This window comes from Pseudomonas sp. HK3 (genome assembly GCF_052920985.1).
Map to the genome: position 1 here is coordinate 486,821 of NZ_JBREXD010000003.1, position 24,688 is coordinate 511,508.

Consider the following 24,688-nt stretch of genomic DNA (forward strand, 5'->3'; position numbering starts at 1 on the left):
TGATTTAATTCAAAACAGGGTCAAGCACAATTAAAGTGGGTTGCGCATCTTCAATATGCCAACTAGGAAAGCTTGAGTTAGTGGTAAATACTTGGCCATTAGGGGCAATTTCAACATCACGCGTAAATGTGACACGCTTTGGCATAGGGTAATGCTGCCAACGTTTTTCGCGATAATAATATGCATATAGCGCATCACTCGTATTACCGTTGACCCAAACAATTTGTCGTTGCTTATCAATATTGAGTGAGTATGGCGTCTCACTACCTATGGGTTTGACGGGGATGTCAAAGTATTCAAACGTTTCTTTATCTTGATCGAAGCGTACAATTTTTGATTCAGGAAAAGCCGCAATCCAAATACCGCCCTGATCATCAATCCGCAAACGACGAGGGCCATGAAAGGGTGTGTCGTACATTTTAATTTCATGGCTCTGCGGATCAATACGACCAATACTATCGGCATGTAGACGTGCAAACCAAACACCACCATCAGGCGCAATATCCAACCCGTAGGGTAACGGCACACCAGTAGAATCACGATCAACTGCCGCCCAATTTGCAACGGGTAGCCCCCAACTCATCAGTTTTAGCAATACACCCATTAAGTTAACAGTGATGGTTTCCTTAAATGAACGGTTTGGTAAATCAAATAACTCAAACTGCTGACGACTACGATCAAACATGCCCACTTGATTAGATAGAGCCAAGGTAAACCACACATTATCATTCGCGTCGATTCGTAAGGTATGAGGGTAATAACCGTCATCCATTAAATGGTTTTTCAATTCTTTTGTTTCAGGATTAAACTCAATAATTCTTTGCTGATACGATGCCGTAATAAAGATACGACCATCAACAGGACTTTGTGCGAATGAATGTATGCCTGCAAATGTTTCATGTTTAGGGAATTCTTTTAATCGTGCACCAAGTAAACCACCTAGCTGATCCCCTTTTTCTCTGGGCAACTTATACACACGATACTCACCCGTATCAGGGTTAACTTCATATATGCGATCTTGTAAATTATCACCGATATAAACTAGGCCATTTGAATGGTATAGCAAGTCATGCATTTGAGAAAAACTATCACCGATCGGCCATTCTTTTATTTGTACTTGACTTAAGTAGCCATCCCAATGAGTACCTGATTTGACTTTAGTTGGGTCAGCATTTAAGTTTCCATATTTTTCGTGTAGCAATTTTGGTAGTGAATCTTGTGCATCGTCGGCTAAGCGAGCACCATAATTAACCATCCGATAAATGGTTTCATCCCATTCTTGAATGCTACGATCACGCCTTAGATACATAGAACCCTGCTGATGGCAAAAACCGCATTGCATGATGTAATGCTTTTTTAAACCTTCTTCTAAATCCAATGCAGCCAACCATGTGTTTGCAGGACGCGATGCCGCTAATAAAATAGGGTCTAGCTGTTTTTCCATCGTCACCACCCAATCCTCATCAGCTGGCATTTCAATAGTGACGTCTTTGTAATCGGGTTTTCTAATACGATAGCGAACCATATCATTGCCTAAGCCAGTAAAGGCTGTGCGTCCGTTTTTATTGGTAAATTGTGATTGCGTCAACGTTGAACGGCTCATCACCCCAACTGGTGGATAGCCACTGTCACTGCGATCAAGGATAAACCCAGAAACTGGTGTTTGGCTTACCATAACAACGGATAACGGGTTCCCGCTTTTATCCTTTACAACCACATCAGCGGCAATACTGATTTGGCTCAACAGCCCACACAACGTGATTACAATTATTGGATGTATATTCATGACCTTGTGTACTCCTTTTCACTTTCTTCAAGAAACGCAAAGAATGCTTGTTCAGTATTTTTTTCGGGCTGATGCAAAAATATTTGTTTTATTTTTTTATTACTTAAAACTGGGCGATACTCAATGAATTTAACTTGCTCAGGGCCATACTGAGATAAGCCCAACGGCTTTAAAAGTGCCAGCGCTGCTCGTAAAAACCAAGAAGGTATCGCAAAATAAGGTTTATTCAAATAATGCGCTATTTGCTTAAGCGTTAACGCACCATCGCCTGCTACGTTAAACACACCTTCTACTTTTGTTTTAGCGGCCTCTATTAAATACGCAACAAGATCGTCCACCCAAATAATAACAAAAGGAGAATCTGAACCGGTTATTCCCATAATCTTATTCTTACTAAACATATTAGTAATTGGATTATTAAAATTCGGGCCAAGCACCGTGCCAGGTCTTAGTACCACCTGTTTCAACTCTGGATTGCGCATGCGATAACGTGCCAACATTTCCTCTACTTGACGCTTATGAGAAGAATAAAAATAATCTTCATTGCCTCTTACTGGCATATCTTCTGTCAACCACTCAGGGTTATCTTGCCAATAGCCATAAGCGGCACCACTTGATGTAACCACTATTTTTTTTACGCCCGACTCAATTGATGCATCTAATAGCGCCTGTGTCGCCACGACATCAATATCAAATGCGTCTTCACGGGACATGGATTCTGGTAATTGAATAATGGACGCCAAATGAATAATGACATCAGGGCAAATATCTTTAACCCAGCTTATAAACTGCGCATCGCGTACATCAAAAACTTTATGAGTACTAACGGTATCTGGCTTTAAATCTTCCAATGCAGTGGTATACAATTCAACCTGTTTATCGTGCTGAAAAAAATCAACCAAACGCGAGCCAATATCCCCTGCGGCCCCCGTAATTAAAATCCTCATAAGGCAACCTTTTTATTATTTTTATTCATTTTAATTCGACAAAAAGCAGCAAATGTAAGCCCAGAAACAATATGCCACGTCCCCCAAAATGCACTAATTAATGCCATGCCATATTCGGCATTAAACTGCGTAAAAACAATGGTAATAGCAAGTGACGAGTTTTGCATACCAACTTCTAGCGTCACCGCTTTTTTATCCTCTAGATTAAGTTTTGCTGCATTTGAAGAAAAATACCCTATGGCTAATGCCAATGCGTTGTGCGCTAAAACGACGCTAAATAACATGAAAAAATGATTCAAAAAGTGTTCTTGATTACGCCACACTGCAACAAAAATAAACACAACCAATGCCAGTAAGCTTAAATACTTCAAAATGCTATGTAGCCATTTAGCCAGTACAGGTAAATATTGCTGAATAACAAAACCCAGTAATAATGGTATGGCCAACACTATGAACAACGATTTTAAAATATCAAAACCATTCACATTCACGTCAAGTAACAATTGATTGGCGACCGGATTTAAGCCCGCCCAAAAGACAAAATTAATCGGTAACATTACAACAGCGACCATGCTCGATACCGCAGTGATCGAAATAGACAAGGCAGTATTACCACCCGAAAGGTGCGTAATGAAATTTGATAAAGCACCGCCCGGACAAGCTGCAACGAGTATCATCCCAAGCTCAACACCCGCAGGTAAATCGAGCAGCAATGTCAGTAAACAAGTAAAAGCCGGTAATAATAAAAACTGAGCAAACAAACCAATTAAGGGCGCTTTGGGGGTTTGCACGACACGCAAAAAATCTTTAGGCCGAATATCCAGTGCCAACCCAAGTACCATCATTGCCAAGGTAAGGCTAAGCATCCATTGCTGCGCTGCATCGTAATGAATTTCGGTCATTGCCACTTCCCAATATCTGATTAAGCCACTGTAAAGCAAATAGCTTTATTAAATACTGACTAAAGAGGTCAATAATTGGCATGGGGAGTCAATTTTTAGTGAAAATCACTCTATTTGATCAGTATAGTATTGCGATAACGCTTAGGCGTTGTACCCGTCCAGCGCTTAAATGCACGTTGAAATGCGCTTTGCTCAGAAAACCCCAAACGCTCACTGATATACAAAACACTATTTTGAGTTTGCCTTAAATACGTTAAAGCCAGCTCTTTGCGAATGGCATCTAATACTTGGCTATAACTGGTGCCGTATTCTTGTAATTTTCTTTGGGAACTGCGCACACTTAAGTTTAAGTAGCTTGAAACCTCTTCAATATCTGGTACATGGCTTGGCAGTGTCTTCACAACATAGTCTTTAATGACCTCAAGAGGTGAGGTAAAGGTTTGCTCTTCAAGCAGAGATTGGGCGTGTTTGACTAAAACATTGTGAGTTTCGGTATCACTTTTTCGAAGCGGAACTTCGAGTAATTCATTATGAACTTCAAGACCATTAAATTCAGCATCAAACAAAACTGAGCATTGAAAATAGCGTTCATAGTTGGATACATTCGCGTGAGCTTTATGAGTAAAATAAACGGCGTTGGGGGCATAATTAAGATTATTGGTCACGTCCCTTGCAAGACTTACCAAACCAGTGACAATTTGCTCAGCAAAATGATAACTACAGTTATAGGCTGGTACCCACTGTAGCGTAGTCACCCCACCCTGACAAAATTGTAACGGCGCGCCCATATTTCCAGAAAGTGACTGAAAGCGATATTGTGCCTCAATGGCCGCCTGAAAGTTTTGGGCAGTTGAAGCAATAAATCCTAAAACCCCCCAGCGCCCTGCCTCAACTTGTTGCCCATGGTCAAAGCCTAACATAGGGTTATCCAAGTGTTTACTCAGATAAGCCAGCAACGCTTCATAGCGCTGCACGTCAATTAGCAAGCGGCTATCGTTCAATTGGTCTTCTGATAAACTGCATACTTTACGCATATTATGACGCGCTAACCCATGGCGCTCACCAAAATTAATCACAGAGCGTACAAGCTGGATAGCGGTTTTGGGGGAGAACTGCGACTGGTCATGTTTCATGACCGTATTAAAGCAAAATGGCACTAAGAGTCAATTTATTCAAGTCATCATGCCTATACATGATTGATTCACCATCAAGAACAAATATGACCCTAGTAAAACCTTATGGCTCAATTGTTATAACTTAAACCTTGAAACCAACCCGGATAATTCAAACGACAAATTCCCTAAGGCCGCCGAGTTTTGCTTAAGTTGATCTGAGCTTTCATTCGCATTCACTGCGCCTTCATTAATGCTTACAATATTACGCTGAATTTCTTCACCTACTTGATATTGTTCTTCCGCTGCTGCAGCGATTTGAGTGGTCATATCACGAATTGTCGAAACCGACGATTGAATTGATTCAAACACTTTGCGCGTATTTTCAGTGGCTTCAACTGTTTCACGCGAATGCTCAATACTGCTGGCTAATTTGCCGGATACATTTTGTGTTTGGCTCGTAAGGTTAGACAATAAATTATCAATCTCTTCTGTGGATTCAGCCGTTTTACCTGCCAGTGTTCTTACTTCATCTGCCACCACAGCAAAACCTCGACCTTGCTCACCTGCGCGAGCGGCCTCAATAGCCGCGTTCAGCGCCAATAAGTTCGTCTGTTCTGCAATACCACGAATGGTATCTAAGATACTGGTGATGTTTGCGCTTTGATCCACCAGCGCACTCATGGCTTGATTTGAATCATTAATCACAGCCACTAAACTATCTACCGAACGAGCCGTGCCTTCAATAAAACCTTGACCTTCCTGTACATATTTCTGGCTCTCGTCGGCAGCAGTAGCCGTCTCGCCGCAATTTTTTGCGACTTCATTTGACGTCGCGACCATTTCATCAAAGGCTGTCGAAACCTGCTCAATGGCTTTTACTTGCTGATTCGCAATGGTGTCTAAACGATTCGATAATTCATTTGCTTGATCCGCTTGTTCTTTAACACCGCTGGCACTGTCCCTTATTTCAGTTACCAAGGTATGCACAATACTAATAAATTGATTAAAAGCTTTTGCCATTAAGCCCGTTTCATCATTAGATTTAATCATCATGCGCTTTGTTAAATCCCCCTCACCTTGCGCGACTTCATCCATACCTTCGGTGACACGTTGCATTGGTTTAGTTATGATGCCTGTCATCCAATAACCTAAGCAGGTAAATACCACTACCAACACAATACTAATGATCAACATGGATAACTCTAAAACATTAGTAGCAGCGAACACTTCACTGGTCGGTTTTAACCCGATAAATTTCCAACCAATAACAGGTGAAGTATGGACAGATGCAAACCAAGACCTGCCGGCTAATTCTACTTCAGTGAAGTCAGACGTTGTTGCAAGTCTTTTGTAATCGTCATTGATCTCCGACAGTATTTTAAAGTTGTTATCCGGCACCGCCGAGTCTGCAAGCACTCGACCGGTTTCTTCAACCAAAATCACGTAGCCTTCATCCCCAAATTTGATTTCATTAACCATATTGGTTAACTTGCTTAAGGTGACATCAATACCCACGGCACCAATCAAACCATCGACCGCTGTAAACGTATGTGTATAGCCTAAAATGGGCGCGCCACTGGTAAAGTCTCGATATGCAGGCGTACGCACAGGGCTATTCATTTTTGATTTAGCCGATGAATACCAAGGGCGTACAGTCGGATCATAAGTGGACATGTCTTCTTGTGGCCATTGAATATAGCCACCGTCATCTAGCCCTAGGTATACATAGGTAAGATCTTTGTGTGTTTCACCAAATGTGGCAAGCAAACGATACGCACTGGCTTCAATTTCTGAGTTACCAAGCGCATTCATAGGTGGCATGTTCGCCCCCTTATAGTTGGTAATCGTATTATCTAGCGCCTTAATAGGCACAGAATTCGCCAAAAATTTTACATCTTCAGCCAGGCCGCCTAAATACAAACTAAAGGTCTGATCAATTTTTTGAATTTCAGCAATACTGCTTTCTTTAAAGCCGTCAACGGCATTGGCTCTAAATTCGTGGGCAGCCATGAACGCCACAATGGCCACAGGTAGCACCACAGCTGAAACTAATAAGATGAGAAAGCGGAATCGTATGGTCATAGCGAATCTCTAAAACAAAAAAAGACTACCTTTAGGTATAGACCACTTATTCGTTATAGGCAGGTTTTAGATGACTTTTAGCTGTTTTACCCTTATTAAACATAAAAAAACCCGCAAAGTTTGAGCTTTACGGGTTACTAAAAGAGACGTACGTACTTTTAATGAACGGTTTGCTTAACCACAAAGGTTAATGCATCGCCTTCAACATCCGCCACGATATGATCACCGCTGACAAACTTGCCCGACAATATGTCTTGAGCCAGCGGATTTTCAATCCAACGCTGAATACTGCGTCGTAGAGGTCGTGCGCCATACACAGGGTCATAACCTTGCTCGACTAAACGCTCGATAGCTTCATTGCTTAGCTCCATGGTTAACTCACGCTCTTTTAATCGCTTACGCAGTTGATCCAACTGGATATCGGCTATACCTCTAATTTGCGAGCGCTGTAATGGATGGAACACCACCACTTCGTCAATACGGTTAATAAACTCAGGTCGAAAATGGCCGCCAACAATATCCATCACCGCCATCTTCATATCTTCGTATTCGCTCTCTGATTGCTCTTTGCTCTCATTTGCTTGACTCAATGTTTGAATCACATCACTGCCAAGGTTTGATGTCATCACCAGCACGGTATTTTTAAAATCCACCGTGCGACCTTGCCCATCGGTTAGCTGACCATCATCCAGAACCTGTAACAAAATATTAAACACATCTGGGTGCGCTTTTTCCACTTCATCTAGCAGAATTACGCTATAAGGCTTGCGACGTACGTGCTCGGTTAAGTAACCGCCTTCTTCGTAACCCACATAACCAGGGGGCGCTCCAATTAAACGCGCCACGCTGTGTTTTTCCATAAACTCCGACATATCAACACGAACCATGGCGTCTTGTGAATCAAACATGAAATTCGCCAACGCTTTACATAATTCTGTTTTACCCACGCCCGTTGGGCCTAAAAACAAGAAGCTACCATTAGGACGACGAGGATCACTTAAACCGGCGCGGCTTCTGCGTACCGCGTTGGATACCGCAACAATGGCATCATGTTGACCCACAACATGCTTATGCAGCTCTTCTTCCATACGCAGTAATTTATCACGCTCCCCTTCTAGCATTTTGGTAACGGGCACACCTGTCCATTTTGAAACCACTTCTGCTATTTCTTCTTCGGTGACGCGGTTACGCAGCAAGGTGAAATCGTTATTGCCTTTTGCCGCTTCTTCGGCTGAATCAATTTGTTTTTCAAGTTCAGGAATGGTGCCGTATTGCAATTCCGACATACGCTGTAAATCACCTGCGCGACGGGATTGCTCCATTTCTACTTTGGCTTCTTCAAGTTTTTCTTTGGCTTGCTTAGAGCCCTCTAAAATAAGCTTTTCTTTTTTCCAGACTTCTTCAAGCTCAATGTATTCATGGCCAAGACGATTGATTTCTTGGTTTATTTCACTTAACCGCTTTATTGAACTGGCATCGTTTTCTTTATTAAGCGCTTCACGTTCAATTTTTAATTGAATTAAGCGGCGCTCTAACCGATCCATTTCTTCTGGCTTGCTGTCTATTTCCATTCGAATAATAGATGCGGCTTCGTCAATCAGATCAATGGCCTTATCAGGTAATTGGCGGTCAGTAATATAGCGAGTCGATAACTTTGCCGCAGCAATAATGGCAGTATCGGTAATTTGTACACCATGGTGAACTTCGTAGCGCTCTTTTAGGCCACGTAAAATAGCAATGGTGTCTTCTTCGTTAGGCTCATCGACCATGACTTTTTGAAAACGGCGCTCTAACGCCGCATCTTTTTCAAGGTATTCACGGTATTCATCTAACGTGGTCGCGCCCACACAATGCAATTCACCACGGCTCAATGCTGGCTTCAACATGTTACCAGCATCCAGTGCACCATCTGTTTTGCCTGCACCAACCATAGTATGAATTTCATCAATGAATAAAATGATATTGCCTTCTTGCTTACTTACTTCTTTTAATACATTTTTCAAGCGCTCTTCAAAGTCACCCCGAAACTTTGCACCGGCGAGTAAAGTGCCCATATCAAGCGATAATATTTGTTTGTTTTTTAGGCCTTCAGGCACTTCGCCATTCACAATGCGCTGTGCAAGTCCTTCGATGATTGCGGTTTTACCTACACCTGGTGAACCAATTAAAATGGGATTATTTTTCGTGCGACGTTGCAATACCTGAATGGTACGACGAATTTCGTCATCACGACCAATAACAGGATCCAGTTTGCCTTCAGCCGCTCGTGCGGTTAAATCCACTGTAAACTTATTTAACGCTTCACGGTTATCTTCCGCATTTGGATCATTCACTGATTCACCTTGGCGTACAGCATCAATAGCACGCTCTATATTTTCTTTATTTAAATTAAATTCGGCTAATACTTTGCCTGCTTCACCTTTGTCTTCTAATGCGGCCAACAGAACAAGATCACTGGAAATATATTGGTCACCTCGTTTTTGTGCCAAACGATCGGTTAAGTTTAAAACGCGGCCAAGCTCGGGTGCCAAACTTAAATTACCATCAGGTGATGACACCTTTGCGAGCTGATCAAGCTTTTCATTTAGCTTTGTCTTTAACTGCGTTACCTGAACGCTTAAGCCTTGTAATAAGGGACGAATACCGCCTGGGGTTTGATCCAGTAGTGCCAATAATAAGTGTAATGTATCAATTTGGTTATGGTCTTGACCCAAAGCCAAAGACTGCGCGTCAGAAAGTGCTTGCTGTAAAGAGCTTGTAAATTTATCCATTCGCATCTAAATATTCCTCATGCATTTCTCGTTAGCTTAGTAATGGTGGCACTGACGATCTTTTTCAAGGAACAGCCATTGACCTGCATCAAATAATAGGGATTTCTGTATAATAGTCGCCCTTCTACCATCTATCGAATGTGCTGCTGTCTATGCCAAACAATGTGATCCAAGGTGCCTTACTTATTCTGCTAGGTGAAGCTCTATTGTCTATCATGGGCGCCATCATCAAACACCTAAGCCATGACATGCCAACCGAGCACATTGTGTTTTATCGCAACCTATTTGGCCTAATCATGCTGGTGCCTATTATTATGCATAACGGTATCTCACAACTTAAAACCTCTGTTTGGCACCTGCATCTTTTACGCGCAGCTGTCGGGCTTAGTGCCATGTATGGCTTTTTCTATGTCATTGGCAACATGCCATTGGCAGAAGCGTTTTTGGTAAAACTTACCAGTCCTTTTTTCATGCCAATCGTCGCCGCTATTTGGCTAGGTGAATCGATTAAAGCAAAAACAGGCTGGGCAATTGCAATTGGCTTTATTGGCGTGATGTTTATTTTACGCCCAGGCACAGACCAATTTACGCCAGTGGCCTTGATCGGTATTGGTGCCGCAGCGCTGGCCAGCATAGCTAAGGTCTGTATTCGTCGGATGAGCATGACTGAGTCCAGCGTGCGCATTGTGTTCTACTTCGGGGCAATTGGTACGATACTGTCTATGATTCCACTTTTTTGGACTCCGTTTTGGCCAACAGCCGATCATTGGCCTTGGATTGCTCTAATGGGCTTAGTCGCCACTTGCGGTCAACTTGCCCTCACACGGGCCTATCGCATAGCAAACCCCGGCCAAATTGGCCCTTACGTGTATAGCTCAGTAGTGTATGGTGCTACCTTAGGCTGGATTTTTTGGGGTGAAGCATTATTGCTCACCACTGTTATCGGCAGTGCGCTTATTATTGTGGCAGGCCTATGGAATGTCAGTGGCAAAAAGACTGAATCCGTTTAGCCACCAAAGTCAGTTCGCTTCCATACTTTATAGCGCAGCTGCTAAACTTAATGATTGTGCTTAAGAAAATGATTAATGATTAAATACCTAATCAAACTTGCTGTTATCATTTGCATACTGAACAGCCAACTGACCTTTGCGAACCAAATTGAGGTAAAAGTAGGTGGCTATTTGTTTCCGCCGTTTATTGATATGGACGGTAAAAACACATATGGCCTCACCATTGACCTCATTGAACTACTGAACCAGCAGCAATCTGAATATCATTTTAAATTCATACCAACCAGCCCCAAGCGCCGCTATATAGATTTCAAGAATAATGTCTTTGATGCGTTATTTTTTGAAAACATTAATTGGAGCTGGCAGCAATATGACATCAACGCTAGCAACGTATTTTTATCCGGCGGTGAAGCTTTTTTTACACAAAAAACCGAAAACCGAAATAAAAGCTACTTAAGAGACCTTAAAGGCAAAAATATTGTCGCGATACTGGGTTACCATTACCATTTTTTAAACAACATCACCGATGTTAAAACCCTAAAAAAGCATTTCGACATTACTCTGGTCAAACTCCCCCAAGACCGTCATGAATCAAATTACTAATGATAAAGCGGATATTGGTATCGCTGCACACTCATATTTACAGCAACAAATTAAGTTAGATCCAACATTAATCGATAGCCTCCTCATTAGCGATGAGTTTGATCAAATTTACGAGCACACCATTTTAATTAGAAGAAGCCACCCTCTAAATGTGAAAACGATTAACACGCTATTAAGTAAAATAAGAAACAATAGCTCTCTTGCCCTATTACTTGAAAAGTATGGCCTCTCAGTGTTAAAAGCTATATCGCCTAAAGACAATTAACGGCCCATAACAAAATACAAAGCGAATTGTCAGATATAGCCAATTATCAAAGCAAACCGAACAAGGTAAAGTGAGTCATCTACTAAAATAAGAAGTCACCTCAATATGTCGGCATTTACTGAACTTACATCCCACCTAAACTTACCCGTCATTTGCGCCCCCATGTTTTTGGTCAGCACGCCTAAACTTGTTATCGAATGTTGCAAAAATGGGGTTATTGGGAGTTTTCCAGCATTGAATATTCGACCACAAGAGAAACTTGATGAATGGCTCACGCAGATATCAAGCACGCTTAGCGACTACGCAGCCGAAAACCCAATGGCAAACGTTGCACCTTTTGCGGTTAACCAAGTAGTTCACCCATCAAACTCACGTTTGATGGCCGACCATGCGCTTATTAAAAAACACAAAGTCCCCCTTGTGATTACAAGCCAAGGGGACCCAACCGCCATTGTAAAAGACGTACACAGCTGGGGCGGTATGGTATTTCACGATATAATCAAAACCCAGCACGCTAAAAAAGCAGTCGCTGCGGGTGTTGATGGCATCATTGTGGTGGCCGCAGGTGCAGGTGGCCATGGGGGTACATTAAACCCTTTTGCACTTATCCGAGAGATACGTGAGTTCTGGCAAGGCCCACTCATATTAGCGGGAGCCATTAACGACGGTCACAGCATACGCGCTGCCGAAGTACTGGGCGCAGACATGGTTTATATGGGTACGCGCTTTATCGCCACACAAGAGGCACAAGTCCCTCAAGACTACAAAGAGATGCTCATCAACAGTGAAATAGACGACATCATTTACAGTGACCATTTTACCGGAGTGCACGCCAACTATTTAAAAGCATCCGTTGAAAATGCTGGCATTGACGTCAGCGCCCTAACCGCAAAAGATAAAGTCGACTTAGACTTAGGATCGGGCAATAGCTGGAAAGAGATTTGGAGCGCAGGCCATGGCGTAGGCGGCATACACGACGTCGTAAGTGTGAAACAATTAGTTGATAACCTAACAACCGAATATAAACAGGCCTGTGATCGAAAGCCTTTCGCTCAATAAGGAAGCAGCATGACACCCAAGCAACGCTTTTTAGAAGAATACGCCGTCACTGTTAAGCAAGACGTCATTTGGGGGGACATGGATGCATTCAACCATGTAAACAACACCGTTTATTTTCGGTACTTTGAAGACGCGCGCATGGCTTTTTTCGAAAAAACCGGCGTCATGGGGCACATGGAAACCACTAACATTGGCCCTATACTCGCCAGCACACAATGCCAATTCCGTGCACCCATCAACTATCCAGATCGCATATTAATAGGGGCACGCATTAAAGAAATATCTGAAAAGCGCTTTACCATGGAATATGGCGTTTACAGTGAACAACAAGATACACTCGCCGCCAAAGGTGAAGGCATGGTGGTGTACTACGATTATCAACAAAGTAAAAGCTGTGAAATACCCGATGAAATTCGAGAGAAATTCAATCAACTACAAGCCGCTAAACATCATTAGGTCGAATAACTAACAAACAAACATAAAAAAACCGGATTTAAACACCGGTTTTTTTATTTAGAGCCTCACATTAAAAACGTATATTGATAAAACAGTCCGTCGCTTTTATCTTTAGAGCACTCAACAAAACTTGCTTTACGTAACGTCTTTATAGAAGCAACATTCTCCTCTTCAACCCCAGCAACAAATGTCTTCACTAAGTTATTGACCTTAACTTCATCAACTAAGCCAACCAACAATTCAGTGGCATAGCCCTGCCCCCAGTATTGCTCACCCAATAAATACCCGATATGCACAGCACCGCCATCCGCTTCATACAAAAACAAAAAGCCCATTGTTCTATTCGCACCTGAATTCGATATTATATAAAAATGACTTTCACTGCGCATTTTATTCAGCCAAGCCTCAGCTTGCTCAATACCATTAACACCATGAAAATAAGGCGGCAAAGACTTAACCACAACGGAAGATAAGATGGATATTATCTCAAATAGAAATTCACTGGACACCTTACTCCCACGCAAATAATGATCAATGGGTTCGACATTCAAACGTTCGGTTACAAACATTAAGTGGTTAAATGTTAAGCTATCACTCATATAAAACCTTATTATGTGATTTTCTAAACGGAAATCTAAAAAGAAATTCTAAGCAATGGACTAGACAATAAGCAAATCATAAACAACTTACATCATCGGTATACATTAAGAATAGACATGTAAAAGTTAAATTATTTTCTGCCAAAACATGGCTTTGCCCATTTTAGGGTTTAGCTCATAACCATCAAAACCGAATTTTAGATACGAGCGACGCGCAGCTTCATTACCCTCTAATACTTCAAGGGTAACTTTGCAGCAGCCTTTTAACGTTGCTTGCTCTTCGACTTTAGTCAACAATGCTTGACTGATACCTCGCCCTCTAAATGCTTTAACAACGGTTAAGTCATGTATATTGATTAACGGCTTACACTTAAACGTTGAAAACCCCATGAAACAATTAACCAAACCAGCCGGTTTCTCATCTGCATAACAAATAATACTAAACGCATGTGGCAACTTAGATAATTGCGCTGGCAAATTTTCACATACCGCTTCTGTTAATGGCTCACCACCACCCATTGGGTCTTGCGCATAGTCATTCAATAAGTAAACGATATCCGCTGCATGATTGTCGTTTAGATAATCCGCCACTACTAATTCGATAGACATATAAATCTCAAATTCTCATTTAACTAAAGTATATTGCTAATTCACACACCATTCACATTAATAAAGTAAGTGGTGTGCATTCACTTACCACTTTAAAACTTGAGCCAACTCCATTCGAAGTGCCTCTTTCGCACCCGACGGCATATGCGAGCCATGTGCCGCAACCACTGCATCAAACTTTAGAGCTAACAGTTGCCTAAAATAATTTTCAAGAGTCGCACCTTTAGGCGTCACTCGTTTAAGCCATGGCCCACCTATATTTATGCCTACCTTAAAGCCCAGCAACTTAAATACTTGCTTAGTAAACCATGTAAAATAAAGCCAATCACTGTGGTATTGAATACTATCAGTGGTAATGAGCAACTTGTGTTTGTGCATCAGCAACGCCGCTTCTGGATATTTAGCTGAATTAAATATGAAAAATTCAGAGTCATTAACAGGACTCAATGTTGAAGGGGTTATGATCGTCGAGGGAGTAGGAGAATGATAGGTACCCTGACCTTCTTGTGCCCAAAACTCACATTCATAGCGGGCTAGATAAAACGCATCGTCCAAACCATGAAAATCGCCAAGTCTTACTATACGCTTCACTAGGCCTAATGCATCAAGAGAAACAAGGCCCTGCTCATTCATGCGAACAGGATTAATAAGTGTCAGTACATCGTTCTCTTTTAGCACAACCATGTTGCGATTCATCCGCATACCTGGGCCCATTTTTATACTGCCACGTAACAAATAGACGCTATCATACAATTTAATAAACTCACCGTGTGGATACGCTGGTGCAGACATAACTTTTCCTTAAGTTAAGTGTGGATTTCAGGTTAAACGTTCACTTACACTGAAACATTTAGACAGATAGAAATACAATATAATTAACCAGAATACAATGTAAGCAGTATGAAACAATATAAAAATGGTTGTAAATTTTTAGCAGCAAGGCTCCACACATCATATAGGCATGCCTCACAGCACTTCGCTTTAGCACTCTGGTTTTTGAAGTAGAGCGTACTATTATCGCTATATTAATTAGGTTTTACGTTAGATTGCACAAAGCCATTTAATTCCGACACTGACCGAATAACATACAACGATTTCCCCACCGACATTTCTTCTAGTTTTTGTAAAAAATTATCATCCCAAAACTTCGGGCAAAGCCTTAATATTTTGTAACTTTCAAGTGTTCCCTTAAAAACTGAACTGCCATCTGGCCAGCCTTCCGGTTTAACAAACAAACCTTTTAGAAGTCGCTTTGTCACTAACCAATAACTGACAACATAAGGTAAGTCTATATAGATTAATGTATCAGCCACATCCAACCGTTTATTGAAGGATGCCATTGGCCCGAAACCATCGATGATCCAGCTATCAAACGACAGTATATTTTCGTGCTTACTATCATATGTCTTTCGATCGACCAGATCGCCATTCTTCTCATATACAATTGAGTCCAGTTGATGCAATTGTATACCTGTCGCTAATGCCAAGTTTTTGCTTAAGGTTGATTTACCACTACCGGGCTTACCAAAAACAGCTATTTTTTTCATAATACCTCCATTAATTGAGAAAACCCCATGAGGCAGCAATAAAAAACCCGCCTCTTGGGCGGGTTTGACAAATTAAAGACGCATCAAAATCCCACCATTCCTATGGATCGATGATAATTCGAGCGACTTGATGTGTAAGATTTATATTCATACTTTTATGCAGCTTGATGGATTAATCTATGTCAATCGAAAACTGGGTGAAATTTTCAATAATAGGTTTTTCTCTCTCGATACGGCACGGGTTCTATTTATAAAAAAAACATTATGCAGTCGCATTTTTCAACAACAAGACATGCCCATGTAATACTATATTTATTACTTACTTATTATACTTGCTTGACTCTCCAAGCAAAAAACACACTCAAGCCACCTTTCTTTAAACTGCTCTATTGTAAAAGCAACATCTAAGTCAGGACATTATGTATGTCTGAATCATTAATTTTGAATATTCGTCATTCCGTATAACGAAACCAAAATTCGACCTCATCGGTTTCAACCTCAAATGCGGCAGCGTGCACAGTGTTAGCCGGCACATGGTACCATTCACCAACACTGACCCGAGTTTCAGCACCATGCATTGTTAAAATTAATTCCCCACGAGTAATCACGCCATGATTATCGGTATCGTGTGTATGAGGTGGGATTATGGTTCCTGCTGGATAGGATGCAAACAATACATCACTGTCTTTTGCTTCTAATTTGTAAGCATCAAAACGGCCATCGTATAATGGAAGTGCTTTAATCCTACTAGGGTACTTACCTGACACTGACTGTTTACTCCTTTAAACAATTACAACCCAGAAATGTCTAGCGATAGTGCTTCAACAACAAAAAAATGTCTATTTATTGCGCCCTAACAATGCAAGACCAAAGCCTACATATATTGTACGATGACTCGACATTGATTCTCTAAAAAGCACATAAAACAACAGTTGCCATCCAGTAGCATTGCACTACACAATATTAGTGTACGGTGTTTAAATGCTGTGATAATCACATATTTAGGCTGTATAAATATTGGCAACGTAGATAATCAAAGCAATGCAAAAAACAGCAACGATCATAAAAGAAACAACATTATTCTTTAGGCTATCTTTGAGTGTCTGCTGGTCTTCAGCACTGACAAGATGCCCGCACTCTTGGCAGACTTGAAATCCATGCATGATAACTGCATGGCAATTTGGGCACTCTGCACATACACCCATATCGTCTTTTGATTTAATGGTCATAATCTTTCCACCTTTTTAACATTACATATGGATTATATTCACGTTCGTTTTGCGAAGCTTAAGATACCCACCTAAATCCTCTAAGCTACTAATATTTAATGATTTTTGAATCTAAAATCATCTATTAACTCGATGAAATCAAAGACTTTGATTGTCATTAAAAAAATGAGGATCATTATTTATTTTTGTCTTTTAGCCAATACTTAAACTTAGGATATGTTTAAGACATTCGCCAGATTAAACCAAGTACTTTTTATCCTTTATTTTAATGTCTTTGACGTACTTAAATTAGAGTAAGTCTATGCATAAGGCCCCATCAACCCTCATAAAAGTAGGCTTCTAAGCCTCGATGATGAAAATGTAGTATTGCCATATTACCTAGGCAATTGCCTTTCATGATCCAATAACCATTCAATCACGCACTCATCTATGAGATGCAAACACATACAAATATCGATAGGGATTTTATAATGGCTAAAGTACTCATGATCACAGGTGATTTTGTTGAAGACTATGAAAATATGGTGCCCTTTCAAGCGCTATTAGCCATGGGCCATGAAGTGGATGCGGTTTGCCCTGACAAAGTTGCTGGCGATTTAATTGCCACGTCAATCCATGATTTTGAAGGCGACCAAACCTATACCGAAAAGCGCGGGCATAATTTTGTACTTAACGCCTCTTTTGCTGATATTAATATCGAAGATTATGATGGCCTTTATTTGCCCGGTGGCCGTGCGCCTGAATACCTGCGCTTAAATGCAAAGGTTATTGAAATTATTCAGTATTTTGCACTACGTGAAAAACCCATTGCCTCCATTTGTCACGGCCCTCAAATGCTCAGCGCTGCCGGTGTCATTGACGGTAAAAAAGTATCGGCTTATCCGGCTTGCCAACCAGAAATGGTCATGGCGGGTGCACAGTATATTGAATTACCAATGGATGGCGCAATCACTGATGGCAAATTGGTAACCGCCCCTGCATGGCCAGCTCATCCTGCCATGTTGAAACAATTTGTGGCATTGTTGTAAGTTTCATTAACATCGAGAGCATTTTTATGTGTCAGCTTTTTATTAGTGCCGATAGCCATTTATGGACCTATCGCACCAAGTCTCTTCGCATCGATGGTGTGGTTACCTCTATTCGATTAGAAGAGTTCTTTTGGGATACGCTAGAAGAAATAGCCTTTCGCGATCAAATGACCGTAAATCAAATGATTACCAAACTGTACCTTGAATCTCTCGATGCGGATCATGACATTAGCAACTTCACCTCTTTTTTAAGAGTCTGCTGTTCACGCTATTTATCATTAGTGGCAGATGGCAACCTCACCCGGGAAGATAACTTGCCGCTGGGTGATATGGATGCACCCAATATCATAGAGCAAGAACAGCTACGAAACCGTCAACGCAAAATCCTTTTTAGTTCGCCAAACGATAAGCCTTCTATTAACTAGTCGGCGCAGGTTTAATAAAATAATGTCGCACAGGTCACTCATTTCACGCTTTAAAAAAATTGTTGGTTCACGCTATGTACTGACCAGTGAACGAGCAACCGCGCCTTTTCGAAAAGCTTTTCGTGAAGGGCAAGGCCCAGCCCTTGCCGTTGTTAAACCTGCAACCCTTTGGCAGCAATGGCAACTATTAGAGGCCTGCGTAAACGCAAATGTGATTGTTATAATGCAAGCGGCTAACACTGGGCTAACCGGTGGCTCAACGCCAACCCAAGACTGCGACAGAGACACTGTAATCATTAATACCACGCGCATTAACGACATTCATGTTTTAGCGTCGCAAGATCAGATCGTTGCTTTTCCTGGGGCCAGTTTGTTTTCTTTAGAAAAAACGTTGGCACCTTATGGGCGCGTACCACATTCTGTGATTGGTTCATCCTGTATTGGCGCATCTATTGTGGGTGGTATATGCAATAACTCAGGTGGCGCATTGGTTGAACGCGGCCCAGCCTACACCGAGCTAGCACTGTACGCTCAAATTAATAGTGATGGTACATTACATTTAATCAATGAACTGGACATTACACTGGGCGATACACCGAAAGACATTTTGACCAATCTGCAAAACAAAGCCTATTCATTAAGCGATATAAAAACCACAAACAAACTGGCCTCAGACCGTGAATATACAAATTGGGTTCGTAAAACAACGGACGATAGCCCTGCACGCTTTAACGCAGATCCTAGGCGTTTACATAAAGCCAGTGGCTGTGCCGGTAAATTAGCTGTATTTGCTGTGCGAGTGGATACCTTTGTAAAAAATAATAAAGAGCATACTTATTATTTAGGCACCAATGCCACGTCAGCATTGCAAGCCGTTAGACTATCATTGCTTGAAAAAGCGACCAGCTTACCTGTTTACGCCGAGTACCTGCATCGCGATATTTTTACACTAGCCGATGACTATGGCCGCGATACCGTATTGCTCATCAAATTTTTAGGCACAAATTGGTTGCCAACATTCTTTAACATTAAGCGCCAATTAGATTCATTATGTGGCCGCTTTCCTTTTTTAAAGCAAGGTTTAGTAGACAAGGCCGTTTATACATTAGCCAAACTATTCCCCAGTCAAACCCCAAGAAAACTGCACAAATGGAATGAAGAGTATGAGCATCATTTGATTTTAACCGTAAAGAGTCACGCAAAAGAAGAGACCGATTCACTACTGGCGGAAATAAAAGAGCTACATGGTTTAAATTATTTCACATGCAATGAAGCCGATGCAAAATCTGCCTATTTATTACGATTTGCCGCCGCGGGTGCAGCGGTTCAATATGCAGCGATCAATCATCAAGAAGTAGAATCAATCGTAGCGCTTGATATTGCATTAAAACGTAATGATACCGATTGGTTTGAAACCCTACCAAAAGAACTAAACAGTAAGTTAGTTAACAAACTTTATTATGGTCACTTTTTATGCCATGTATTTCATCAAGATTATTTAGTGCGTAAAGGGGAAAATGCTGCAGACATCAAAAAGGAGTTGCTAGCGCTTCTTGAAAAACGCGGTGCTGAATACCCTGCCGAGCATAATGTAGGACACCACTATCATGCCAAGCCTGCGTTAGCCGATAACTACAAAAACCTAGACCCAACCAATACACTCAATGCAGGGATTGGCGGCATGTCTAAACAGGTAAATTATGATGAACAGTAAGTGATTAAATTAATAACATTTATGGTTATTGAGTAAACACCTTCATCTAGGGCATGAATTTCACGGCCGTATTTTTCGTCGGGCAGTGCCCGACCTACAAGGCATGAATTTTTTATTGTTTCGTTTTTGTTATAAAATTTATGCTCTATTTACTCTTAACTCCCCCTATATACATACCTTTAAAAACACCGGATTGCTATGTAGGGTGGGCACTGCCCAACATTTCTTTTCTACATCGGGCAATGCCCGACCTACAAAATATGAATTCTTTATTGTTTCGTTTTTTTTATAAAATTTATGCTCTATTTACTCTTAACCCCCTACATACATACCTTTAAAAACACCAGATTGCTATGTAGGGTGGGCACTGCCCACCATTTATCTTCTGCGTCGGGCCGTGCCCGACCTACAATACTAATAAATATTCACCTATTAATGACGGCCCAATCTACTACTTGGTTTTATACCGCCCAACCATGCCGTTTAAGTTTTTACTAAGTGACTCTAGTTCGACACTGCGCACAGCAACGCCTTTTATTAGCTGAGTGGTGCCTTGTGCGCCGTTCTCGATAGATTGAACGCCTGTGTTCACTTCTCGTGCTGCGGTCTCTTGATTTTTAGCCGCGCCAACCATACGTTGACCATTTTCACGAATCTCACCCACAGACTCATTAATCAACTTAAATGTATGCTCAGCCTCTTGTGCGCTATTTAAACCAGACTGTACGCTTTCATGAGAATGAGAGGCGAGATCTACAGCTTTACTGATGCCTTCTGTAATAAAGTTGATGGACTCGCTGATTTCAAGCGTTGATTCTTGAGTACGTTGCGCTAAGTTTCTGACTTCATCTGCCACCACTGCAAATCCGCGTCCGCTTTCACCTGCCCTTGCTGCTTCGATAGCCGCATTAAGTGCCAGTAAGTTGGTTTGCTCTGCAATGGATTGTATTACCGTAACCACTTCGCCAACTTGCTTACTGCTTTGATTCAATGAATCAATGCTCGATACCATTTGCTGAATATCTTTTGAAAGCGTTTCGATAGCAGTGGTACACGCATGAACCGTTTTCAAGCCCGTTGATGACGCATCTGATGTTTTAATCGCCAGCTCAGATGTATCTGAACTGCTTTGCGCTATTTCATCAACAATACCTTGTAAGTTATTCATTAATTCTGAAATCGAACGCGTTAATGTATTTTGCTGGTCAATGGCTTTTTCTGTCGCTGATGCATCATTTTTAAACGATGAAGATGATTCAGATAATGTAATAATAATATTATTTAAATCTGAAATTAAATTTTGAATATCCTCAATAAAATGATTAAACCAATAGGCCAACCGGCCCATTTCATCTTTATTAGTAGCATCAAGCCGCTGAGTTAAATCACCATCGCCTTTGGCAATATTTTTAAGCATATTAACCGTACGATTAATTGGGCCAACAATCGACTTCGAGAACAGTAAACCCAGTACCCCCGCCAGCATCAGTGCAAGAATAATCGTAATGATCGAAGTGGTGATGATTGAATCTTTTAATTGATCCGAAAACTGAAAAGCTTCTGCTTCGTCAATCTCACTCATAAGCGCCCACGTAAAACCTTTTATTTTAATCGGCCTGTACGCACTAAATACTCGAACACCTCGATAGTCAGGAAACGCTTCATACCCTGTATTACCACTAAGGGCCGCCTGCGTACCCTTTGTTTTCACTGCCTGTAAGCCAACACTTGTGTGTTTGGCAATAATATTAGCTATCAGGTTAGGCTCAACACCCATCCCTGCTAATAATTCGCCATAGGCATCTTTATCTTCGAGTAAAAAACGACTCATGCTGCGCATATTAAAATCCTGCCCAACTAAATAGGTTTCCCCTGAGTCCCCTAACCCCACATTGTTCCACTCCCCTTTGTGAGTCATTATTTGATTCAATCGATCAATTGGCATTTGAAAAATCAGCACGCCCACTAACTCGCCACTTTCAAATATTGGCGAGGCCATAAATGCCGCGGGGGCTTCATAGGATGGTAAATACGGCGAAAAATCAGTTAAAGCAATTGCCGTATCACTTTTGGCGTCTTTAACTTGCTTAAACACATCCGCGATACCAGATTGCGCATAAGGCCCATCAATTAAAGATGTCGCAAAATCTAACTCCTTATATACGCTATAAACAATATGGCCTGTTTTAGCGCTCACTAAAAAAATGTCGTAAAAACCAAATCGAGTCAAAAAGTCATGCAATGACTCATGATAATACGCGTGCATTTTTGTGTAAGGCGTAAAGCTAGGTGAGTGCAACAGTTTATCTTTTGCACCCAACGGATTAGGGTTATTACTAATAAACGAATACTGTAACGCTTTGGTTTCGGCTGACAAGCCACTAATAAGTTGTTGAACATTGGCGGATTTAGACGGATTCAATTCGTTATATTGCTTAGCAAACTCATCTTTATAATAACGGTTTAAACTGGCTTCGACTTCTTCAGTGTCTAACTTTGCATCCCATGAATGTGCGGTAAAGACACCTTCAAAGTCTTGCATGGCATCAATGACCATACGACTCTTTGATAAGGTTAGTATTTGATTTTCAATGGTCGAAAAATAGTGCTCGACTTTTTCAGCGGTAATTTCACGCACCGAAATCAACTGCTGCTGCACTTGCTCGCGTATCAAGTTTTGACCTTGATGAATGGCGTTATAACCGATGTAACTTGCCCCAATCAGTATAGGGACAAAGCCAATAAACATGGCCCCAAAAACAAGCTTTTTCTGAATATTCATACATTTACCCGTCAACGTATTCTAACTATAGACAAAACATAGACGACTGCAGAAAAGCGGCTTAAAAAACATAAAAAAACCGCAGCATGGCTGCGGTTTCTCACGATTGATCACTGGCGACTTTAGACTAATTCCTAGCTAGGAAAAGACATACTCACACCCTCACGCACACCACTTGAAGGCCAACGCTGAGTAATGGTTTTACGCTTGGTGTAAAAACGTACGCCGTCTGGGCCGTATGCATGCAAGTCACCAAACAATGAACGCTTCCAACCACCAAAGCTGTGATACGCAACCGGTACTGGCAACGGTACGTTAATTCCCACCATGCCCACTTCAATATTATCAGAGAAATAACGAGCCGCTTCGCCATCACGGGTAAAGATACACGTACCGTTACCGTATTCGTGATCGTTGATCAGCTTCATGGCTTCTTCCATGGTTTTAACACGTACTACTTGCAATACTGGGCCAAAAATTTCAGCTTCGTAGCTGTCCATATTAGCAGTTACGTTGTCGATCAAGGTTGCGCCTACGAAGAAACCATCTTCATATCCTTCAACTTTTGGATCACGACCATCCACCACAATTTTTGCACCATCTTTTTCAGCGCTGCTAATATAGCCCTGTACTTTTTCTTTATGAGCTGCGGTGATCACAGGACCAAAATCGTTAGACGCATTCGTGTGATCGCCGACGGTTAAACCTGACATCGCTTCTTTCATTTTGCTCACAAGCGCATCACCTGCTTTATCGCCCACTGCAACGGCAACAGATAACGCCATGCAGCGCTCACCTGATGAACCGAACGCAGCGCCTAACAATTGATTTACCGCGTTATCAATATCGGCATCTGGCATCACAATCGCGTGATTTTTTGCACCGCCTAGTGCTTGGCAGCGTTTGCCGTTTGCATTGGCTGTTGTGTAAATATATTCCGCAATTGGGGTTGAACCCACAAAGCTCACCGCTTTAACACGTACGTCTGTTAACAGTACGTCAACCGCTTCTTTGTCACCGTTTACAACGTTCATCACGCCATCAGGCAAACCCGCTTCTTGAAGTAATTGCGCAATGTATAACGTCGATGATGGATCACGCTCAGATGGCTTAAGTATAAACGTGTTACCGCAAACGATAGCCAATGGGAACATCCACATTGGCACCATAGCCGGAAAGTTAAACGGCGTAATGCCCGCAACCACACCTAGCGGTTGAAACTCACTCCAAGAATCAATACCAGGACCCACATTACGGCTGTGCTCGCCTTTTAAAAGCTCTGGCGCGCCACAAGCAAACTCAACGTTCTCGATACCACGTTGTAATTCACCTGCGGCATCGTGAGAAATTTTGCCGTGCTCTTCACCGATCATTTTACAAATTTTATCGGCGTTAGCTTCTAGTAATTCTTTAAAGCGGAACATGATGCGAGCGCGTTTAATCGGCGGAGTATTACGCCATGCTGGGTACGCAGCTTGTGCAGCGGCAATTGCCTGCTCGGTAGTTTGCTTTGATGCAAGCGCCACTTGTTTTTCAACTTTACCCGTTGCTGGGTTAAATACGTCTTGAGTACGGGCAGCGTCGTTTACCATTTCGCCGTTAATTAAATGACCTACTACATTCATGTTTTTATCCTTTACCTATTATTAAATTCTGTTTTTTATTTGATGGGTTGCGCGCTCGTATTACTCGCTACCAACCCATCCTACTTTTGTTGTTTTTTTGTCGGGCGCGGGGCACCCTCTTACAACTTTGTGTT

At 41.7% G+C, this 24,688-nt stretch carries 21 protein-coding genes and 3 pseudogenes; 8 read left to right on the top strand and 16 right to left on the bottom strand.

The features are described 5' to 3' along the window. Positions 1–4 precede the first annotated feature (4 nt). From ACU6U9_RS17690 to clpB, 7 genes and pseudogenes are all read right to left on the bottom strand, one after another. The gene (locus ACU6U9_RS17690) at positions 5–1,786 is read right to left on the bottom strand and encodes a Vgb family protein (protein ID WP_446736322.1); all 1,782 of its coding nucleotides are present in this window, start codon (positions 1,784–1,786) and stop codon (positions 5–7) included. After that, a complete protein-coding gene (locus ACU6U9_RS17695) occupies positions 1,783–2,733 on the bottom strand; it encodes an NAD-dependent epimerase/dehydratase family protein (RefSeq protein WP_446736323.1) in 951 nt (316 codons plus the stop codon). Before ACU6U9_RS17695 ends, ACU6U9_RS17690 begins: the two co-directional genes overlap by 4 nt. Then, the gene (locus ACU6U9_RS17700) at positions 2,730–3,635 is read right to left on the bottom strand and encodes a bile acid:sodium symporter family protein (RefSeq protein ID WP_446736324.1); all 906 of its coding nucleotides are present in this window, start codon (positions 3,633–3,635) and stop codon (positions 2,730–2,732) included. The genes ACU6U9_RS17695 and ACU6U9_RS17700 overlap by 4 nt, the downstream gene beginning before the upstream one ends. Positions 3,636–3,745: 110 nt before the next feature. Further along, entirely contained in the window at positions 3,746–4,768 is a 1,023-nt protein-coding gene (locus tag ACU6U9_RS17705; protein ID WP_446736325.1) for an AraC family transcriptional regulator ligand-binding domain-containing protein, read from the bottom strand. A gap of 117 nt (positions 4,769–4,885) precedes the next feature. Beyond that, positions 4,886–5,404, bottom strand: a pseudogene (locus ACU6U9_RS17710) (methyl-accepting chemotaxis protein); the annotation flags it as partial. 351 nt (positions 5,405–5,755) lie between these two features. Next, a pseudogene (locus ACU6U9_RS17715) lies at positions 5,756–6,832 on the bottom strand (cache domain-containing protein); the annotation flags it as partial. Between the two features lie 158 nt (positions 6,833–6,990). After that, entirely contained in the window at positions 6,991–9,609 is a 2,619-nt protein-coding gene (gene clpB, locus ACU6U9_RS17720) for an ATP-dependent chaperone ClpB (protein ID WP_446736326.1), read from the bottom strand. 146 nt (positions 9,610–9,755) lie between these two features. Between clpB and ACU6U9_RS17725 the strand changes: the two genes are divergently transcribed. The 5 genes from ACU6U9_RS17725 to ACU6U9_RS17745 all read left to right on the top strand — a co-directional run bounded on the left by ACU6U9_RS17725 (position 9,756) and on the right by ACU6U9_RS17745 (position 12,996). Then, the gene (locus tag ACU6U9_RS17725) at positions 9,756–10,613 is read left to right on the top strand and encodes a DMT family transporter (RefSeq protein ID WP_446736327.1); all 858 of its coding nucleotides are present in this window, start codon (positions 9,756–9,758) and stop codon (positions 10,611–10,613) included. 75 nt (positions 10,614–10,688) lie between these two features. After that, a complete protein-coding gene (locus ACU6U9_RS17730; protein ID WP_446736328.1) occupies positions 10,689–11,216 on the top strand; it encodes a hypothetical protein in 528 nt (175 codons plus the stop codon). Next, positions 11,200–11,481: a hypothetical protein gene (locus tag ACU6U9_RS17735; protein ID WP_446736329.1), complete on the top strand. Its 282-nt coding sequence runs from the start codon at positions 11,200–11,202 to the stop codon at positions 11,479–11,481. Before ACU6U9_RS17730 ends, ACU6U9_RS17735 begins: the two co-directional genes overlap by 17 nt. Before the next feature lie 105 nt (positions 11,482–11,586). Continuing rightward, complete coding sequence (locus ACU6U9_RS17740; RefSeq protein ID WP_446736330.1) at positions 11,587–12,540, top strand: NAD(P)H-dependent flavin oxidoreductase; 954 nt, start codon at positions 11,587–11,589, stop codon at positions 12,538–12,540. A gap of 9 nt (positions 12,541–12,549) precedes the next feature. Next, positions 12,550–12,996, top strand: coding sequence for an acyl-CoA thioesterase (locus tag ACU6U9_RS17745; RefSeq protein WP_446736331.1), 447 nt, complete (start codon positions 12,550–12,552; stop codon positions 12,994–12,996). Between the two features lie 65 nt (positions 12,997–13,061). Here ACU6U9_RS17745 and ACU6U9_RS17750 read toward each other — a convergent pair whose 3' ends face one another. From ACU6U9_RS17750 to ACU6U9_RS17775, 6 genes are all read right to left on the bottom strand, one after another. Beyond that, the gene (locus tag ACU6U9_RS17750; protein WP_446736332.1) at positions 13,062–13,595 is read right to left on the bottom strand and encodes a GNAT family N-acetyltransferase; all 534 of its coding nucleotides are present in this window, start codon (positions 13,593–13,595) and stop codon (positions 13,062–13,064) included. A gap of 126 nt (positions 13,596–13,721) precedes the next feature. Then, a complete protein-coding gene (locus ACU6U9_RS17755; protein WP_446736333.1) occupies positions 13,722–14,204 on the bottom strand; it encodes a GNAT family N-acetyltransferase in 483 nt (160 codons plus the stop codon). 84 nt (positions 14,205–14,288) lie between these two features. After that, complete coding sequence (locus tag ACU6U9_RS17760) at positions 14,289–14,996, bottom strand: hypothetical protein (protein ID WP_446736334.1); 708 nt, start codon at positions 14,994–14,996, stop codon at positions 14,289–14,291. A gap of 233 nt (positions 14,997–15,229) precedes the next feature. Beyond that, on the bottom strand, positions 15,230–15,751 hold the full coding sequence (locus tag ACU6U9_RS17765) for a hypothetical protein (RefSeq protein ID WP_446736335.1): 522 nt from the start codon (positions 15,749–15,751) through the stop codon (positions 15,230–15,232). A 452-nt stretch (positions 15,752–16,203) separates the two neighbouring features. Next, on the bottom strand, positions 16,204–16,518 hold the full coding sequence (locus ACU6U9_RS17770) for a cupin domain-containing protein (RefSeq protein WP_446736336.1): 315 nt from the start codon (positions 16,516–16,518) through the stop codon (positions 16,204–16,206). A 234-nt stretch (positions 16,519–16,752) separates the two neighbouring features. Further along, positions 16,753–16,980 carry a hypothetical protein gene (locus tag ACU6U9_RS17775; RefSeq protein ID WP_446736337.1) on the bottom strand — a complete coding sequence of 76 codons (228 nt, stop codon included), beginning with the start codon at positions 16,978–16,980 and terminating at the stop codon, positions 16,753–16,755. A 470-nt stretch (positions 16,981–17,450) separates the two neighbouring features. Between ACU6U9_RS17775 and ACU6U9_RS17780 the strand changes: the two genes are divergently transcribed. Genes ACU6U9_RS17780 through dld form a run of 3 tightly spaced genes read left to right on the top strand, consistent with a single transcriptional unit; the run spans position 17,451 to position 20,147 of the window. Beyond that, the gene (locus ACU6U9_RS17780; RefSeq protein WP_446736338.1) at positions 17,451–18,008 is read left to right on the top strand and encodes a DJ-1/PfpI family protein; all 558 of its coding nucleotides are present in this window, start codon (positions 17,451–17,453) and stop codon (positions 18,006–18,008) included. Between the two features lie 26 nt (positions 18,009–18,034). After that, a complete protein-coding gene (locus tag ACU6U9_RS17785; RefSeq protein ID WP_446736339.1) occupies positions 18,035–18,433 on the top strand; it encodes a ribbon-helix-helix domain-containing protein in 399 nt (132 codons plus the stop codon). Between the two features lie 22 nt (positions 18,434–18,455). Further along, complete coding sequence (dld, locus tag ACU6U9_RS17790) at positions 18,456–20,147, top strand: D-lactate dehydrogenase (protein WP_446736340.1); 1,692 nt, start codon at positions 18,456–18,458, stop codon at positions 20,145–20,147. Positions 20,148–20,598: 451 nt separating this feature from the next. Here the strand turns inward: dld and ACU6U9_RS17795 are convergent, their stop codons facing one another. From ACU6U9_RS17795 to ACU6U9_RS17805, 3 genes and pseudogenes are all read right to left on the bottom strand, one after another. Next, positions 20,599–21,315, bottom strand: a complete 717-nt coding sequence (locus ACU6U9_RS17795) for a methyl-accepting chemotaxis protein (RefSeq protein WP_446737194.1) — start codon at positions 21,313–21,315, stop codon at positions 20,599–20,601. Positions 21,316–21,459: 144 nt separating this feature from the next. Continuing rightward, positions 21,460–22,929: pseudogene (locus ACU6U9_RS17800) on the bottom strand (HAMP domain-containing protein); the annotation flags it as partial. A 134-nt stretch (positions 22,930–23,063) separates the two neighbouring features. Beyond that, complete coding sequence (locus tag ACU6U9_RS17805) at positions 23,064–24,554, bottom strand: CoA-acylating methylmalonate-semialdehyde dehydrogenase (protein WP_446736341.1); 1,491 nt, start codon at positions 24,552–24,554, stop codon at positions 23,064–23,066. Positions 24,555–24,688 lie beyond the last annotated feature (134 nt).

Excerpts from the sequence above, each read along its gene's own strand:
- ACU6U9_RS17690 (WP_446736322.1), bottom strand. The coding sequence starts at position 1,786 with ATGAATATACATCCAATAATTGTAATCACGTTGTGTGGGCTGTTGAGC.
- ACU6U9_RS17695 (WP_446736323.1), bottom strand. The coding sequence starts at position 2,733 with ATGAGGATTTTAATTACGGGGGCCGCAGGGGATATTGGCTCGCGTTTG.
- ACU6U9_RS17700 (WP_446736324.1), bottom strand. The coding sequence starts at position 3,635 with ATGACCGAAATTCATTACGATGCAGCGCAGCAATGGATGCTTAGCCTT.
- ACU6U9_RS17705 (WP_446736325.1), bottom strand. The coding sequence starts at position 4,768 with ATGAAACATGACCAGTCGCAGTTCTCCCCCAAAACCGCTATCCAGCTT.
- clpB (WP_446736326.1), bottom strand. The coding sequence starts at position 9,609 with ATGCGAATGGATAAATTTACAAGCTCTTTACAGCAAGCACTTTCTGAC.
- ACU6U9_RS17725 (WP_446736327.1), top strand. The coding sequence starts at position 9,756 with ATGCCAAACAATGTGATCCAAGGTGCCTTACTTATTCTGCTAGGTGAA.
- ACU6U9_RS17730 (WP_446736328.1), top strand. The coding sequence starts at position 10,689 with ATGATTAAATACCTAATCAAACTTGCTGTTATCATTTGCATACTGAAC.
- ACU6U9_RS17735 (WP_446736329.1), top strand. The coding sequence starts at position 11,200 with ATGAATCAAATTACTAATGATAAAGCGGATATTGGTATCGCTGCACAC.
- ACU6U9_RS17740 (WP_446736330.1), top strand. The coding sequence starts at position 11,587 with ATGTCGGCATTTACTGAACTTACATCCCACCTAAACTTACCCGTCATT.
- ACU6U9_RS17745 (WP_446736331.1), top strand. The coding sequence starts at position 12,550 with ATGACACCCAAGCAACGCTTTTTAGAAGAATACGCCGTCACTGTTAAG.
- ACU6U9_RS17750 (WP_446736332.1), bottom strand. The coding sequence starts at position 13,595 with ATGAGTGATAGCTTAACATTTAACCACTTAATGTTTGTAACCGAACGT.
- ACU6U9_RS17755 (WP_446736333.1), bottom strand. The coding sequence starts at position 14,204 with ATGTCTATCGAATTAGTAGTGGCGGATTATCTAAACGACAATCATGCA.
- ACU6U9_RS17760 (WP_446736334.1), bottom strand. The coding sequence starts at position 14,996 with ATGTCTGCACCAGCGTATCCACACGGTGAGTTTATTAAATTGTATGAT.
- ACU6U9_RS17765 (WP_446736335.1), bottom strand. The coding sequence starts at position 15,751 with ATGAAAAAAATAGCTGTTTTTGGTAAGCCCGGTAGTGGTAAATCAACC.
- ACU6U9_RS17775 (WP_446736337.1), bottom strand. The coding sequence starts at position 16,980 with ATGACCATTAAATCAAAAGACGATATGGGTGTATGTGCAGAGTGCCCA.
- ACU6U9_RS17780 (WP_446736338.1), top strand. The coding sequence starts at position 17,451 with ATGGCTAAAGTACTCATGATCACAGGTGATTTTGTTGAAGACTATGAA.
- ACU6U9_RS17785 (WP_446736339.1), top strand. The coding sequence starts at position 18,035 with ATGTGTCAGCTTTTTATTAGTGCCGATAGCCATTTATGGACCTATCGC.
- dld (WP_446736340.1), top strand. The coding sequence starts at position 18,456 with ATGTCGCACAGGTCACTCATTTCACGCTTTAAAAAAATTGTTGGTTCA.
- ACU6U9_RS17795 (WP_446737194.1), bottom strand. The coding sequence starts at position 21,315 with ATGAATAACTTACAAGGTATTGTTGATGAAATAGCGCAAAGCAGTTCA.
- ACU6U9_RS17805 (WP_446736341.1), bottom strand. The coding sequence starts at position 24,554 with ATGAATGTAGTAGGTCATTTAATTAACGGCGAAATGGTAAACGACGCT.